Source organism: Leucobacter chromiireducens (genome assembly GCF_051993095.1).
GTDB lineage: Bacteria > Actinomycetota > Actinomycetes > Actinomycetales > Microbacteriaceae > Leucobacter > Leucobacter chromiireducens.
Map to the genome: position 1 here is coordinate 392,441 of NZ_CP197024.1, position 15,600 is coordinate 408,040.

The 15,600-nt window shown below is 68.9% G+C and carries 14 protein-coding genes; 4 read left to right on the forward strand and 10 right to left on the reverse strand.

Annotated features, from left to right (window positions below; all coding sequences use genetic code 11):
* Positions 1–16 precede the first annotated feature (16 nt).
* Genes ACR81A_RS01780 through ACR81A_RS01795 form a run of 4 tightly spaced genes read right to left on the reverse strand, consistent with a single transcriptional unit; the run spans position 17 to position 5,743 of the window.
* The gene (locus ACR81A_RS01780) at positions 17–1,432 is read right to left on the reverse strand and encodes an O-acetylhomoserine aminocarboxypropyltransferase/cysteine synthase family protein (protein ID WP_440312389.1); all 1,416 of its coding nucleotides are present in this window, start codon (positions 1,430–1,432) and stop codon (positions 17–19) included.
* Positions 1,429–2,715 (reverse strand): MalY/PatB family protein, encoded by a 1,287-nt coding sequence (locus ACR81A_RS01785; protein WP_202382376.1) that lies wholly within the window; start codon positions 2,713–2,715, stop codon positions 1,429–1,431. The genes ACR81A_RS01780 and ACR81A_RS01785 overlap by 4 nt, the downstream gene beginning before the upstream one ends.
* Positions 2,716–2,769: 54 nt before the next feature.
* Positions 2,770–4,047, reverse strand: a complete 1,278-nt coding sequence (locus ACR81A_RS01790; RefSeq protein WP_440312390.1) for a heparan-alpha-glucosaminide N-acetyltransferase domain-containing protein — start codon at positions 4,045–4,047, stop codon at positions 2,770–2,772.
* Positions 4,048–4,099: 52 nt separating this feature from the next.
* Positions 4,100–5,743, reverse strand: a complete 1,644-nt coding sequence (locus ACR81A_RS01795) for a SulP family inorganic anion transporter (protein WP_440312391.1) — start codon at positions 5,741–5,743, stop codon at positions 4,100–4,102.
* 148 nt (positions 5,744–5,891) lie between these two features.
* Here ACR81A_RS01795 and ACR81A_RS01800 point away from each other — a divergent pair, with 148 nt between their 5' ends.
* Entirely contained in the window at positions 5,892–7,235 is a 1,344-nt protein-coding gene (locus ACR81A_RS01800; RefSeq protein WP_202382373.1) for an anaerobic C4-dicarboxylate transporter, read from the forward strand.
* Here ACR81A_RS01800 and ACR81A_RS01805 read toward each other — a convergent pair.
* The 3 genes from ACR81A_RS01805 to ACR81A_RS01815 form a co-directional block, all read right to left on the reverse strand.
* A complete protein-coding gene (locus ACR81A_RS01805; RefSeq protein WP_202382372.1) occupies positions 7,232–7,864 on the reverse strand; it encodes a GNAT family N-acetyltransferase in 633 nt (210 codons plus the stop codon). The genes ACR81A_RS01800 and ACR81A_RS01805 overlap by 4 nt on opposite strands.
* Positions 7,854–8,951 carry an N-formylglutamate amidohydrolase gene (locus tag ACR81A_RS01810; RefSeq protein ID WP_440312392.1) on the reverse strand — a complete coding sequence of 366 codons (1,098 nt, stop codon included), beginning with the start codon at positions 8,949–8,951 and terminating at the stop codon, positions 7,854–7,856. Before ACR81A_RS01810 ends, ACR81A_RS01805 begins: the two co-directional genes overlap by 11 nt.
* A 71-nt stretch (positions 8,952–9,022) precedes the next feature.
* Positions 9,023–9,499: an ATP-dependent zinc protease family protein gene (locus ACR81A_RS01815; RefSeq protein WP_440313120.1), complete on the reverse strand. Its 477-nt coding sequence runs from the start codon at positions 9,497–9,499 to the stop codon at positions 9,023–9,025.
* Positions 9,500–9,526: 27 nt separating this feature from the next.
* Here ACR81A_RS01815 and ACR81A_RS01820 point away from each other — a divergent pair, with 27 nt between their 5' ends.
* Complete coding sequence (locus tag ACR81A_RS01820) at positions 9,527–10,723, forward strand: RimK family alpha-L-glutamate ligase (protein WP_202382370.1); 1,197 nt, start codon at positions 9,527–9,529, stop codon at positions 10,721–10,723.
* A gap of 75 nt (positions 10,724–10,798) precedes the next feature.
* Here the strand turns inward: ACR81A_RS01820 and ACR81A_RS01825 are convergent, their stop codons facing one another.
* Positions 10,799–11,584, reverse strand: a complete 786-nt coding sequence (locus tag ACR81A_RS01825; protein ID WP_202382369.1) for an SDR family NAD(P)-dependent oxidoreductase — start codon at positions 11,582–11,584, stop codon at positions 10,799–10,801.
* A gap of 143 nt (positions 11,585–11,727) precedes the next feature.
* On the opposite strand from ACR81A_RS01825, the gene ACR81A_RS01830 reads away from it, so the two are divergent.
* Positions 11,728–12,417 (forward strand): TetR/AcrR family transcriptional regulator, encoded by a 690-nt coding sequence (locus ACR81A_RS01830; protein WP_440312393.1) that lies wholly within the window; start codon positions 11,728–11,730, stop codon positions 12,415–12,417.
* On the opposite strand, the gene ACR81A_RS01835 is transcribed toward ACR81A_RS01830, so the two are convergent.
* On the reverse strand, positions 12,414–13,127 hold the full coding sequence (locus ACR81A_RS01835; RefSeq protein ID WP_440312394.1) for a YceI family protein: 714 nt from the start codon (positions 13,125–13,127) through the stop codon (positions 12,414–12,416). The two genes, ACR81A_RS01830 and ACR81A_RS01835, sit on opposite strands and share 4 nt — an antisense overlap.
* A gap of 116 nt (positions 13,128–13,243) precedes the next feature.
* Entirely contained in the window at positions 13,244–13,816 is a 573-nt protein-coding gene (locus ACR81A_RS01840) for a hypothetical protein (protein WP_440312395.1), read from the reverse strand.
* Between the two features lie 76 nt (positions 13,817–13,892).
* Between ACR81A_RS01840 and dgt the strand changes: the two genes are divergently transcribed.
* Complete coding sequence (gene dgt / locus ACR81A_RS01845) at positions 13,893–15,506, forward strand: dGTP triphosphohydrolase (protein ID WP_440312396.1); 1,614 nt, start codon at positions 13,893–13,895, stop codon at positions 15,504–15,506.
* Positions 15,507–15,600 lie beyond the last annotated feature (94 nt).

Sequence of the window (15,600 nt, forward strand, 5' to 3'; positions counted from 1 at the left end):
CTCCCGCGTCGGTCGACTACCCGCGCAGGGAGTTCAGGCGGTCGAGGCCGCCGCGCAGATCGCGCTTCAGATCGGCCACCGATTCGAGCCCGACGGAGAGACGGAGCAGGCCTGGGGTGATCCCGAGCCGCTCGTTCAGCTCGGGCGCAAACGTCGCGTGCGTTGAGCTCAGCGGATGGATGATCATCGAGCGTGTATCGCCGATACCGGTCATCCGGGAGAACACACGCAGCCCATCGACGAACGCGCGTGCACCTGCGAGCCCGTCTCGCACCGTCACGCCAAACACCGAGCCCGTGCGGCCGGCGTAGTCCCGCTGCGCAATATCGTGCAGCGGATTCGACGGCAGGCCCGCGTAGTCGACCGACTCAACCTCGGGCTGCGCTTCCAACCACGCCGCGATCTCGAGCGACGAATCGACGTGCCGCGCCATGCGCAGCGACAGCGTCTCCATTCCCTGGTGCAGCAGGAAACCAGTGAACGGTGAGAGCGCGGGCCCGATATCGTTCACGACGGCCTCGCGCACCGCGCGCGCGTAGGCGCGGTCGCCGAAGCGATCGAAGAGGGACGCCAGGCCGGCGCGCGGCGCAGCGGTGACGAGCGGAAACGAGCGGCCGGCGCGCTCCGCGGCCTCCCAGTCGAAGGTGCCGCCGTCAACGATCGCGCCGCCCACCGCGGCCCCGTGCCCGGTGAGGAACTTCGTTGTGGAGTGCACAACGATGTTGGCGCCGTGCTCGAACGGCCGGATGAGCGCGGGCGTGCCCACCGTGTTGTCGACCACGAGCGGCAAGTTGTGGCGTGCAGCAACTGCGGCGATGCGGCGCAGGTCGGTCACGTCGTTGCGGGGATTGGGGATCGTCTCGGTGTAGATCGCCTTCGTGTTCGGGCGGATGGCCCGATCCCACTCGGCGTCATCTGCGGCATCCCACACGTAGTCGACCTCGATGCCGAAGCGCTTGAAGCTGCGCCCGAACAGGATCCGGGTGCCGCCGTAGATCGAGGCGGTCGAAACGATGTGATCGCCGGCCTGCGCGATGGCGAAGAGTGCGGAGGAGATGGCCGCCTGCCCGCTTGACACGGCCACCGCGGCGGTGCCGCCCTCGAGCGAGGCGAGACGATCCTCGGCCACCGCGTTCGTGGGGTTGCCCTGCCGGGAGTAAATGGGCGCGGGCTCACCGGGACCATCGAACAGCTCGGGATCGGGGTCAGTGCCGCGCGTCAGCCCGATCCCGCCCCGCCACAGCTCGCGTCCGGCAAAGCGGTCCACCTGATCGTCGAAGCTGTCGAACACGTAGCCGGCGGAGAGCGCGATGGGCGGCACCCGCAGCCCCGAGTTGCGATCCGGGTAGGCCCCGGCGTGCACCTGCCGGGTATCGAAATCGAAGCCGTCCCAATCGGTGATGGGAGTGGCCGCCTCGTGCGTTGTGCTCATGCCGATGCCTCCGTCGTGGGGAACAGTGTCGCGATGCGCGCGATGGCTTCGCGAATGGTGTCTGGCGCGCACGCAAGGTTGAGGCGCACGTGCCCGGCCCCGCCCGCGCCGAAGAAGGCACCGTTGTTGAGCGCGACGCGGGCATCGCCCAGGATGCGCACATAGGGGTCGGCACCAATCCCTGTTTCGCGGAAGTCGAGCCAGGCGAGGTAGCCGGCCCGGCCGGGGGTGAGGCGCACGCCGGGCAACTGCTCGGCCACGAGCTCGGCGAGCAGCGCCTGGTTCGCTTCGACCTGTGCGATCGTGCGGGCGAGCCAGTCGCGGCCGGAGGTGAATGCGGCAACCCCGGCGTGCAGCCCGAGAATGCTCGCGCGCGTGACAGTTTCGGGTGGCAGGAGCTGCAGCGCCTCCTCGGCGCGCGCGTCCGCAGCGACGATGACCGAGCACTTCGCCCCCGCGAGGTTCCACCCCTTGCTCGCAGACGTCGCGGTCACCGAGAGGGCGCCAGCGGCCGCGGCGAGCGGGGCGAACGGAACGAAGATCTCGCCCGAGTGTGTGAGCGGGGCGTGAATTTCATCGGACACGACGAACACATCGTGCGCGGCGGCGAGACGCGCGAGCTCGGCGAGCTCCTCTTCCCGATGCACGAGCCCGTGCGGGTTGTGCGGGTTGCACAGCAGGAAGGCATCGGCGCCCGCCACGAACTCTCGCTCGATCGCGGAGAGATCGAGTCGTAGCTCGGGGCTTTCATGCGCTGGCCGAGCGTGGGCGTCTGCTGCGCCGTGCTCGACGAGCGGCACCTCGACGATCTCGTAGGGGAGTTCCTCGAGCATCTCGAAGAAGCCGGGGTACACGGGCGTGGGGACCACGATCCGCCCGCTCGGGGACGCCCCACCCGCTGCGGCAGCCCTGCGGCGCAGTTCGCCCTCGACGCGCAGCGACTCGACCACGCCGGTCGCCACATCCGTGGCGAGGAACACGCGCGAGAGCGGGATCTCCCAGCCCCACGCGTGCGCGGCGTAGTCCGCGAACGCGGGCGCGAGCGGTCCCGGGCCGTCGAGGTAGCCGGTGTCCGAGGCGGTGACTCGTGCGATGAGCGCCTCGCGGATCTCGGGCGCCAGCGCGAAGTCCATCTCCGCGACGAAGAGCGGCAACACATTCTCGGGGAAGCGCGTCCACTTGATGCTGGTGCGTTCGGTGCGCAGCCGCGCGGGCGTCAGCTCGGTGAAGGGCACGCCCGAGGGGTCCACGCTGGGGGAGCGGAAACAGTCGGCATCGGTCATGCGCCCATGCTCCCCCGCGCGGGCGCGGAGCGCGAGCCCGGCGGTAAAGCGGCGTCACACTCGGGTGGTGCGGCCCTCCCGGACGACGAGCTTCACGACCCCGGAGACGAGCGCCTCGAGCGGCCCGCGTCGACCAAGCGCCGCCAGCACCGCACCGATGAGCAGCACCCCAGCGAGCTGCAGCCCAAAGCCGCTGAGACCGGCGACCCACCAGTCGAGACCCTCGCCTGAGAACGCCGCCGGGCTCATGAGTGCGGGTTCCAGGATCACACCCGTGGCGATGATGTGCAGCGTGTAGATCGTGAGGGGAGCAGCCCCTGCGGCGCGGAGCGTGCCGAGCACCGGTCCCGGCGCATTCGCTGCCCGGCCGCCTCGCGTCCGCAGCACATCGCAGAGGAGCACGAGCACGCCGATCACCGCCGCGGCGATGCCTGCCGTGCGGAGGATATCGATCAGCGATCCCGAGTGGGGTGTCGCAACGAACTGCGCCCAGAGCTGCGTGGAGAGCGGGGCACCTCCGGTCGATTGCGCCACGTACTCGGTGAGCAGCTCTGAGGGGTACCCTTCGAGCGCGGGATCGGAGACGCCGCCGAGCGTTGCCACCACGGCGTTCGAGACGAGCTGTGCGACGACCGCGAGCGCGGCGCCGGCCGTCGTGAGGAGCGCTGCCGCGCGCCCGAGTGCGCCGCGCTGGGCCGCGCCCGTCAACAGGCGCCCGATGAGCATGCCGACGAGGAGATACGCGCACCAGGTGAGTGCGGGGTACTCGCCGGTGAGCAGGAGAGTGCGCAGCGCCGCCCATGGATCTTGCGCGAACGAATCGAAGTTCACCTGGCCCGCGCCGCCCCAGCTGGGGTTGGCTTCACGGATGGCCGCATTCATGATGCCCCCGCCGGCGGTGAGCACGAGCGCGATGAGCCCGAGCAGCCAGCTCCGAGCGGCGACGAGGGGAGCAATAAGCAGCATCGCGAGGCCGTAGTAGGCGAGCACGATCGCGACGGGGGTTTCGATGATGCCGAGTGTGAGGCCGATCAGGATCAGGAGGACACCACGCACCGCGACCGCCCCCATCGCGGCTCCCGCGCGGCCGGCGCGCAGCAGCTTTCGCGTGGCAAACACGGTGCTCACGCCACCCAGCACCGCGAAGAGAGGTGCCGCGATGCCCGCGGTGAGCGTGTCGGCAACCTCCCCGGCCACCTCATCGAAACTGCCGGGTGCCGCGAGCATGCCGCCGATGGACACGAGGTGCGCGGCGATCATGCCAACGATCGCGAGGAAGCGCGCGATGTCCACGCCGATCATGCGGGCTGCGGGGAGGGCGGGGCGACTCATGCCCCAAGTCTCGCGGCTGCGCCTATGAAACTCCCGGCGCGGCAGCGGCGCGTCAGCTCGGTGCGCCGCGCCGGATGTGATCGCGCGCGTGCGCGAGTGCCGGGTCGAGCTCCTGGAACAGGTGATTGGGGTGGCGCAGCGAGCGGACCACACCGAGTCGCTCGAGCAACACACGGTGCTCGGGACGTATGCCCTTGATGAGCACGGTGGCGCCGCGACGCTCGAGCGCCGACACGAGCTCGGCGAGCGCGTGTGCGCCCGTCTCATCAATGATCTGCACGTCCGACAGGCGCAGGATCACCACCTCGACGTTGGGAGCCGCCGTGATCCGCTCGACCAGGCGATCCGCCGCACCGAAGAACAGCGAGCCGTGCAGGGTGAACAGTGCGATCCGCTCGTCGCCCGGCGCAGCCTCACCGGGCAGTTCCTCGCGCTCGGCATCACTCTGCTTGCTCAGTGTGCGCAGCGCGAAGAACGCGGCGGCGGCGAGCCCAATACCCACCGCGATCACGAGGTCGAACGCCACGGTGACAAAGAGGGTCACGGTGAACACCGCTGCGCTCGAGCGGCTTGAGCGCAGCACGCGACCGATCGTGCCAGGGGACACCATGCGCGCGGCCGTCATCATCAGCACACCGGCGAGGGCGGCGAGTGGGATCGCGCCCACCACCTCGGCGGCGACGAGCACCACGAGGAGCAGCGCGAGCGCGTGCACCACCGCGGACATGCGCGTGCGGGCGCCACTGCGCACGTTGACGGCGGTGCGGGCGATGGCGCCGGTGGCGGGCATGCCGCCGAAGAAACCGGAGGCGATCGAGGCGAGCCCCTGGCCGAACAGTTCACGGTCCGCATTGACCTGGCCCGTGTCGGCGATCGTTGCGGCGACACGGGCGGAGAGGAGTGACTCGATTGCCGCGAGCGCGGCAACGGCAACGGCGGGCCCGGCGAGCGCCGAGAGCATCGCGGGGTCAAATGCGGGGAGCGCCGGTGCGGGGAGCGTGTGCGGCAGCGCGCCAATGGTCGGCAGCGGCGATCCCGCGAGCGCTGCGATCACGGAGACGACGAGGATCGCGACGAACGACGCGGGGATCGCTGGCGCGAATCGACCGAGGAGGAGCATGATGGCGGCGACACCCGCCACCGCAGCGAGGGGGAAGAGAGCCGCCGGCCAGCTCGCATCCTGCAGGACCTCCCATGCGGCAACGACCGCGTTCGACGAACGGCCGGAGCCGTCGACGCCGAGGGCGGCGGGGACCTGCTGCAGGAAAATGATGATCCCAATCCCCGCGGTGAATCCCTCGATCACCGGCCACGGGATGTAGCTCACGGCGCGGCCGAGGCGCAGCACCCCGGCTGCGAGCACGATGAGGCCCGCGAGCAGGCTGACCACCGCGACGGCGCCGACGCCGTGCACCGCGACGATTGGGGCAAGCACCACCACCATCGCGCCGGTGGGGCCCGAGACCTGCACATTCGAGCCGCCGAAGATTGCGGCGACGAGTCCGGCGACGATCGCGGTGATGAGTCCAGCCTCTGCGCCCACACCTGAGCTCACGCCGAAAGCGAGCGCGAGTGGCAACGCAACAATTCCCACCGTGAGGCCGGCGATGAGGTCCGCCCGCCAACTCGTGCGCAGCCCTCGATAGTCCTCGCGCGTGGGCAGCAGGCCGCGCAGGCCCGCCAGAATCGCGGTCATCCTCGCCTCCCTCGTCTCTCCCTCCATCATGCCTCATCGCTGAAAAGTAGCGCCGCGGGAGGCAGCCGAGTGAACGAGGGAAAAATGTGCTGTGCCTGAGCGGTGTGCAGCGCTACTCTGAAGCCCAAGAAGAAACAAGGGGGAACCTATGGATATCGTGCTGTTTATCACGCAGCTCCTCGTTGTCCTCGGCTGTATCGTGATGGGTACACGGTCGAGTGGCGTGGGGCTGGGTCTCTGGGGCGGTGCTGGCGTCGCGATCCTCGTATTCGTGTTCCGCCTGGCCCCCGGCTCACCACCCGTCGATGCACTGCTCATCGTGCTCTCGGTGGTGCTCGCCTCGTCGATGATGCAGTCGGCGGGCGGAATCGACTGGATGGTGTCGATCGCCGCGAAGCTGATTGCGCGCAGCCCGAAGCAGATCACGCTCGTCGCGCCGCTCGTTTCGTTCCTGTTCGCAGTGGGTGCGGGCACGTCGAACATCCTCTACCCGCTCCTCCCCGTGATTCAGGACCTCTCCTACCGCAACGGTGTGCGCCCCTCCCGGCCACTCTCGCTGTCAGTTGTCGCGACAGGCGTCGCGCTCGCGTGTAGCCCGGTCTCCGCCGCGATGGCCGCCATGGTGACCCTCACGGACACCGCCCCCTGGAACTTCGAGCTCGTCGACATCTTGAAGGTGACGATCCCCGCCGCGATCGTCGGCATCATCATTTCCGGCATCGTCGTGAACCGCCTCGGCAAGGAGATCGCGGACGATCCCGAGATCCAGGCGAAGATCGCGAAGGGTGAGATCCCCGCTCCCTCGGCGAACGCCGCCGAGGTGCGCGCTGAGGTGACCGTCACCGCGGCCGGCCGCAACGCAGCAGTGATCTTCCTGCTCGGTGTGGCCGCGATCGTGGCCTTCGGCCTCTTCAAGGGCCTCCGCCCGCTTGACGCAGCGGGCGACCCGATCGCGATGACCCCGATCATCGAGATCGTCATGTTCGTGGTGGGCACGCTCATCCTCGTGGTGTCGCGCCCCAAGGTCTCCGAGATCCCCACGATGACTGTGTTCAAGGCCGGTATGGTCTCCGCGATCGCCCTCTTCGGCCTCGCCTGGCTCACCGACACGTTCCTCGGCGCGCACACGACGCTCATCGCTGACGGCGTGGGTGGTCTCGTGACCGCGGCACCGTGGATCTTCGCGCTCGGTGTGTTCCTCGTCTGCGTGCTCACGACAAGCCAGTCGACGGCAACGCGAACAATTGTGCCGATCGGTCTCGCGGCGGGCATCCCGCTCGGACTGCTCTCAGGCATGTGGGCCGGTGCTTTCGCGGGCATCTACCTGCTGCCCACCAACGGCTCGCAGATTGCGGCGGCCAACTTCGATCACTCGGGCTCAACGAAGCTCGGCACGAAGCTTGTCGACCACTCGTTCTTCCTGCCGACGCTGATCCTCGCGGTGACCACGATCGCAGCGGGCGCCCTGTTCGGCGTTCTCTGGGGCGGCTAGGCGGCAGCGGGCCGCAGGTAACTCTGCACGGTCGGCGAACCTGGAATGTGAATCTGCTTCGCCGGGCGGTAACCGAGGCGCTCGTAGCGCGCATCGTTCGCGGGGTTCGACGATTCCAGATAGGTCTGGAGGCCGGCAGCGTCGTAGCGTTCGAGGGCAGCCTGGACGAGGCGCATGCCGATCCCAAGCCCACGCGCTTCGCGGGACACCGCGAGCATGGAGAGATACGCGTGCGGTTCGCTTGGACGTGCGTCTGCGAAGAGCTCCCCCTCCGAGAGGAGCGCCTCTGCCGCGGCATCGCCGATCGTGCTGCGCAGCATGGCTTCGTAGGCCGGCAGATCAACCTCACGGATCTCGTCCTGGCCCGGCGGGAACCAGGTTGAGACCGCGGCGACCGTGCCGTCCGGCAGCTCCGCGATGAGGGGTTCACCGTAGCGCACGGCCTGGTCGGCCATGAACCGCCAATGCGCGAGGGCGTGCGCCATGCGCTCCGGGTGCGCGGGGAACGCGGGCCCCCACACCGGATCGTCCCAGAAGCCCTCTGCGAGGACGCGGGCCGTCACCTCGATGTCGGCCGCGGTGAGCGGGCGAACGGTGAAGGCAGACTCGGGTGCGGGGCTACTGGGCATCGCGGAATGCGTCCCACGCGCGCTTGCACGCGTGGGCGACGGCGTCGATGTGATCGGGGTTCTCGGTCACCCAGTCAGTGCCAGGCTCCTGCAGCTCCGCGGCAGCGGCCGGCCCGAGCAGATACTCGCGCAGGAACTCCGCCTGCACCGCGCCCAGCCGCAGGCCCGCCGCGTCAGCCTCGGCGCGCATCGCGCCAAAGCGTGCGCCCGCCGCACGGATTTCTTCGCTGCCGAGGTACGGCTGGTTGAGGAGCACCGCAGCGGGATCGTTCACTTCGAAGCCTGCGCGATGCGCCTCCGCGAGCTCGCGCAACGCTGCCGGGTCCATCGTCGGTCGATCCTCGGGATCGCGCTCTTCGCCCTGGTGGTCACCGCGGTTGGACAGCGCGACGACGGCGGCCAGCCGATCGGCCTCGGCCCGCGCAACGTTTACTGCGCCCTCACGGGTCGTCGTGGTGTTCATCGTGTCGTGGAACGAGAGGCGGGTGAACGAGCCACCGTGCTCAAGTCCGTGCGCCACGAATGCATCGGTGAGCGCTTCGCGTGTGCGCTCGTAGACACCCAGGCCGGCCTCGGCGGTCTCGGCGAACGCGTCGACGAGACGCTGCAGCCCCTCCTCGGTCTCGGGGATCTCGAGAATGGGGAAGAAGGAGAAGGTGACCGGGCGGATCGCATCGACGCCCGTGAGGTCAACCTTCTGCCACGCGCCCGCGGCACGGACGCGCTCGATCGCGGCTGCGAGATCGGCGCGCACATCGTCGGGCTTGCGTCGGTTCGGGTCTCGGATGAGGCGCGGGTGCGGGTTGATGACCGCGACGATGCGCGGGTCGATCTCGGCCCAGCGGCGCACGATCGATGCGGTCGCCACGTCGCTGAAGTCATACTGCAGTCGGCGGGTGAGCGCGGGGGAGAGGAACTCGGCGAGCTCCTCGGGGATCGCAGCGCCCGAGTGCGGGGTCGCGACGAGCAGATCGGCGTCAATGATGGCCTGCTCGAGACTGCGCGTATCGGGATCGGCGTAGTGGATGATCTGCTCGGGCGTGAACACGGTTCCGCGAGGGATCAGATCCAGGTTGCTGGCGCTCATGGGTTCAGACTAGCGAGCTGCATGGAAGCTGACTAGGGGGAACACAAGTAGCGAAAGCGCGGCGTGAAGGGCTACGCGCGACCACGGTTGCGTCGACGGACGGGTCGCGGCGGCTTGCCGCCCAGAAACGAAGCGTCGGAGTCAACGATGTACCCCTGCCGCAGCGCCTCGCGCCCGATGAGTACTCGAAACAGCATCTCTTCGCGGTCGGTGAGGGTGAACTCGGCGCGAATCGTGCGGCCCACCAGTTGCACGTCGATGAGCACCACGGGACGCTCCTGCGCGTGCCCCGAGGAGCTGCGCACGGTGCGACGATCGTGCACGGGAAGCTCAACCTCGGCCGCATCCTCATCACTCAGCTGCCAGGGGTGTGCGGTGAAGCGCACCCACGGCGCGTCGTCACGCTCAAACTCGGAAATGCCCGTCGCGTGGAGTGCAGAGGTCTGCGCGCCCGTGTCGATCTTGGCCTTGATCCAGGGCACATTGATTTCAGGCAGCGACACCCACTCGCGCCACCCCGTGAGAGTGCTTGAATGGTCTTGTCCGATCACGCTTCTATCTTGGCAGGAACTACGGTGAAACTCGCGATTCTCTCGCGCGCCCCGCAGGCGTACTCGACGCAGCGCCTCATGGCCGCGAGCGAGCAGCGCGGCCACAAGGCGCGCGTGCTCAACACGTTGCGCTTTGGGATTGACCTCGCCGGCGATGAACCCGACCTGCTGTACCGGGGCAAGCAGCTGAGCGACTACGACGCGATCCTGCCCCGGATCGGGAACTCGATCACATACTTCGGCACGGCAGTGGTGCGCCAGTTCGAGCAGATGGACGTGTATACGCCGAACACCGCGAACGGCATCTCGAATTCGCGCGACAAGCTGCGAGCGATTCAGATTCTGTCGCGCCACTCGATCGCGATGCCTGCAACGGCGTTCGTGCGGAACCGCGCCGACGTGCGCGCCGCGATCGAGAGTGTGGGCGGCGCCCCCGTGGTGATCAAGCTGCTTGAGGGAACGCAGGGCATCGGAGTAATCCTCGCCCCGCAGGTGAAGGTTGCCGAGGCGATCATTGAGACGCTGCACTCCACCCGACAGAACGTGCTGATCCAGCGCTTCATCTCGGAGAGCCGCGGCCGCGATGTGCGCGCGCTCGTGGTGGGAGACCGCGTGGTTGCGGCGATGCGCCGGGTGGCGAGCGGCGACGAGTTCCGCTCGAACGTGCACCGCGGCGGCACGGTTGAGCCCGTGCAGCTCGAGCCCGCGTACGAGCAGGCCGCGGTGCGTGCCGCGCAGATCATGGGACTCCGCGTCGCCGGCGTCGACATGCTTGAGGGCGACGACGGCCCGCTCGTCATGGAGGTGAACTCCTCGCCCGGTCTGCAGGGCATTGAGGCAGCGACGGGGCTCGACGTCGCGGGCGCGATCATCGACTACATCGCGAACCAGGTGAACTTCCCCGAGATCGATGTGCGTCAGCGCCTCAGCGTGTCCACCGGGTACGGCGTTGCGGAGATCTCGATGCACGCGGGCTCCGAGCACGTGGGCAAGCCGCTCGGGGAGCTCGGACTCTGGGACCGCGACATCACGGTGCTGACGCTGCATCGCGGCGTGCAGGTGATCCCCAACCCGCGCAAGCACGTGGTGCTTGAGGCGGAGGATCGGCTGCTCTGCTTCGGCAAGCTTGAGGAGATGCGCTCGATGATCCCGGAGCGCCGCCGGCGCCGCGCTCGTGTGCGGAAGCTCCCGCCAGAGGCGCAGGAGCTCGCGGAGGGCTAGTCGCCACGGCGCAGGCCGGTGCGCGCATCACGCTGCGTGGACCGGCCCACCGCCAAGGGCGCGGCGAGCGGCAGCTTAGAAGTGTGTGCCGCCGTCGATGCGCACCTCGGTGCCGGTGATGAATTTGCCGTCCTCGCTTGCGAGCATCGCCACGACGCTCGCCACCGTCTCGGGGCCGGCGAAGCCCTCGCCCAGCGCTGGCTGCAGCTTCATGAACAACATCATGTCGGCATCCTCCGGGAGGCCGGGGCCCTGGCTCTGCTTGCTTTCGCCTGTGCCGTCGGTCATCCCCGAGGAGATGGAGCCCGGCTGCACGGCGGTGAAACGGATCCCCTGCTTTGCATACTCTGCCGCGAGCGCGTGGGTCATGGACTGCACGCCACCCTTCGAAGCCGCATAGGCGGACATGTACGGGTGCGCAAAGGTAGCTGAGGTCGAGCTGAAGTTCACTACGGCGGAGCCCGTGCCCTCGAGGAGCGCGGGGATCGTCTCGCGAATCATGAGGAAGGTGCCCACCAGGTTGACGCGGAGTACCTGCTCGAAGGAATCGAGGCTGGTCTCGTGCGTGTGCGAGGAGCGCAGAATGCCCGCGGCGTTGACGAGCACGTCGAGCCCGCCCAGCCAGGCGATCGCGTCAGCGACACCAGCGCGCACCGACGCCTCCTCGGAGATGTTGACGATCACGGTGTGGAGTCGATCTGCTGCGGCGCCCGCCTTCGCGACAGTGTCTGCGAGACCGGTGTCCGAGACATCGGCCGCGACCACGCGTCCGCCCTCGGCAAGCATGCGAAGCACCGTGGCCTGGCCGATGCCGGAGCCACCGCCGGTCACAAGCGCGCGGCGGCCTTCGTAGCGGTTCATAGTGTCCATCCTTCACTGGTGTGGATTGGGTGCCCGCGGTGCGGCTGGCGCAGCGCGAGTCTGTGCATACAGTGCCATTGTGGCACGTTGTGTCAGTGTGTCAAGATGTGCACTGCTGGTCTGGGTCGAGTACGCTCTCACACGTGGGAAACGTGCCAGAACCTGCCGGGACCGAGGCGGCCCCGAGCCTCAGTCTGACTGAGCGCCGTCGAGCCGCGACGCAGCTCGACATCGCGCGAGCTGCGGCGACGCTGTTCGCAGAGCACGGCGCTGGCCAGGTGACCGTGGAGTCGATCGCAGCTGCGGCCGGCGTCTCGCTGCGTACGTTCTACCGCTACTTCCGCACGAAGGAGGACGCGGTCGCGCCGCTGCTCTCGGTGGGCGCGGGGGAGTGGCAGCGGGCGCTTGCCGCGTCCGCGCAAGGAGACCCGCGTCGCGCGGTGCCCGAGCTGATTGACTCACTCCTGTTGCCCACCACCGACGCAGAACGTGAGGGCCTCCGCTGGTCGCGCGGTGTCTTGCGGGCGATGGACGATGACGCTGCGCTTCGCACGGTGTGGGCGCGCGTCAACGCGGAGTCCGAGCGTCGGCTGCGTGAAATCATCGCGGAGCTCACGGAGTCGCCCGTGGCGAATTTTGGGGTGCGAGTACTGGCCGCTGCCGCGACTGACTCGATCAGACTGGGGCTTGAGCACTGGGCATCGCTGGGCGCCGATCCCGATGGCTCGGCGGGGACCCCCGCACGACTCGCTCGCTCCGCATTCGCCCAGCTCGCACGGGGGATCGAGATTGAGGACGAAGAGCTAGGGATCGCGGAGCGGGATCCGGGCTAGCCGCGGCTCGCCACGAGCTGGAACTCCACCTGACCGGTGGGTTCGACGGAGACGAAGCCGAGGTTCGGTGCGGTGACCCCGAAGTCGGCGAACGTGATGGGGATCGTGCCGGCGATCTCCGTGCGCTCGCCGTCGCTGCGCACCTCGACCGTCGCGGTCACCGCGCGGGTCTCGCCCGCAATGGTGAGTTCGCCAGCGGCTGCCGTGCGCACGGTGTCGCCCGAGTTTGGAATCTCGTGCAGGGTGACGGGCTCCGTGAGGGAGAAGCTCGCCTCCGGGAACTGATCCGTGCGCAGCGCATCGTCCCGGAAGTACGCGTCGCGCGGGGCGCTGTCGGTGGCGATCGAGGCAACGTCGACGGTGAGCTCAGCCTGCTCGAGCGTCAAGCCGTCGGCGCTGATCTGGAAGGTGCCGCTCACCTCGGGCGTGCGGCCGGTGACGGTGACATCGGTGCCGTTCAGCACCTCGTTGACGCGGTAACCCGCCTCCGAACCGTCAGCGACCTGCCACTTCCCCGAAAGCACGGCGGGATCGAGTGGTGCGCCGCTCGACTCACCCATGATCTGCTCGCTGCCGGACAGCGCTGGCGCGTCGGCCGCGGGCTCCGCGATGAAGTCGCGGTACACCATGGGGCCAGCGATCGCGGCTATCGCGGCGAGGGCGAGGACGCTCGCTCCAACTCCGACGAGCACCTTCTGCGATTTCTGCACTGCGGCTCCTTTTTCCCACCCGGTGAACACCCTCGAGTGGGTGAACTGATCACTACTGTGGCAGCCCAGCCAATGAGCGTCCTCCGAGCTTCTCGGGAAAACCCTGGAAGTGACGATTAGAGGGCGGCGAGCAGCGACTTCCAGTGCGCACGCCACTCCTCGATACGATCACCATCCGTGAGGCCCTCAAGACTCACGGTGAGCGTTGCGCGATCGTCTCCCTTCGGGGTGGCCGACACTTCGACCCGGCCCGCGTCGGCGAGGTCGAAACGCCAGAAACTGCGCTTCTCCGTGCGCGACGGGCGGGGCTCACCCGCCGCATGCCCGAGGTGTTCGCTGCGATCCCCGTAGGCTGCGGTCCACGCCGCGATTGCCGCGTCACGGTCGAGCGGCACGGTGCGGCTTGCGCTTACGCGGAACGTGCCCGTCGACGACTGGCCCGGCACTCGCACCCCAGCGTGGTGCTCGTAGGCGATTGCCACGCCCTGCGCCCACCAATCCGGGTTCTCCAGATCGGCGGGAAGCTCGGCGCGGGCGATCCGCACAATCTCGGGGTGGGGCAGCCGTGCCGCCCCAGCGGCCTCGAAGAGTGTCACCCACTCGTCCCAGGGCTTGCGGGAGGCCCGCTCAATGGCGGGCACACGCTCGCCACGGGTGCGATTTCCAGACTCCTGTGCGGCGTTGCTCACGATGCGCCCCTTCCCGGTTCTGCGCCCCAGTGTAGCGGCGGCCTGAATTTTGCTCGGGTGCTGCTTGAATGGGGACATGAGTGAGGCTGGGGTTGCAGCAGGTGCAGTGTCGCGCAGTGCTCGGAGGTACGTGGAACACGAGTCCTCCCAGCACCGATCCGCGGGGATTCACGACGCCGACGGGCCGCTTGAAGAGTCGCCCGCGGCACAGGAGTTCAGGATCGATCTTGAGCGGATCCGCTTCTCCTCGTATTTCGCGCGCCTCTCCGACGTGACTCAGGTGGTGCCGCAGTCGGGCGTCGGCCCGGTGATGCACAACCGCCTCACGCACTCGCTCAAGGTGAGCGCGGTGGCGCGAGTGATCGCGGCCCAGCTCGCCGGGCAGGCTGCGGTGCACGCCGCGTTCACGCGGGGGGAGGCGCCGCGCGACGACGCGGCGGGCGGAGTCATCGCTCGTCTCGGCGGCTGCGACACCGTGGTTGCGCAGGCGGCGGCCCATGCACACGACCTCGGCCACCCACCGTTCGGCCACCTCGGCGAGCGCGTGCTCGACCGTGTGGCGCGCGAGCGCTTCGGGCTGCCGGAGGGCTTTGAGGGCAACGCGCAGAGCTTCCGCATCCTCACCCAGCTCGACACGCTGGGCCGCGACTTCCCTGGCCTGAACCTCACCGCCGCGACCCGGGCGGCGACACTCAAGTACCCGTGGACGCGCGCGGAATGGATTGGGATCGGGGTCGCGGAGCGTCCGGTTGCCGAGCGCCCCCGTGGCGTGGGGGCTGATGAGCGCGACGGGGCCGAGAAGTTCTCCGCCTACGCGCTCGATGCCATCGAGATGGCGGCTGCACGAGCGGCATACCCGAGCATTGCGCCTGGCATGCAGACGGTGGAGTGCGCGGTTATGGACCTTGCCGACGACATCGCCTACGCCGTGCACGATCTTGATGACTTTGCGCGCGCAGGGGTGCTGCAGCAGTCCGCGGTGACGGGAGAACTGCGCGCCTGGTTGAGTCGCGCCGCCGCGCTCGCCGCAGCCGATCCCGAAGAACTGGGCGGTAGCTGGCGCGCACCCGGCCACTCGCTCGAGCTCTTGTGGCGCAGGCTCGCGCTGAAGGATGCATGGATCGCGGACCGCGAGGCCTTCACGGAGGCGGTCGCGCGCGTGGCAGAGGAGGTGGGAGAGTCTCTGCTCGCCGCGCCCTATGACGGCGGCATCGACAGCGAGCGCGCCGTGTCCGGCTTCACGCGTCGCTGGATTGAGCACCTCCGCACCTCGATCGTGGTGGAAGAAGCACCGCACGTGCGCAGCGGCCATGTGCGGTTGAACACCCGGGCCTGGCACGAGGTCATGGTGCTGAAGTTTGTGCATGCGCACTTCGTGCTCGAACGCCCCGAGCTGGGGCAAACCCAACGGGGGCAGGCGCGGGTGATGGCCGACCTCGCGCTCGGCTTCGACGCCTGGCTCACCGACTCGGTCGACGCCGGGCGAGCGCCGCGCAGGCTGCTCGAGTGGGTAGACGAGGCGACTGCCGGCTACTTCGCTCTGCGCCGCGAGCGCCCGGAGCTGCTCACCGGGGAGACGAGCGACGCCGGCCTGCGCCGCCAAGGCAGGGCGCGCGCCGTGCTCGACTATGTCGCCGCGCTGAGCGACCAGCAGGCCCGCATCACCCACGGCGAGCTGACGCGGGGGTAGCGGGCAGCGCTCGCGATCCCAATCTGTCGGGTCTTGAGCCGGGGTCCGAAAGCGGCCGCGGCACCGCGCCCGGAATGCAGCGTGCGCGCACGGG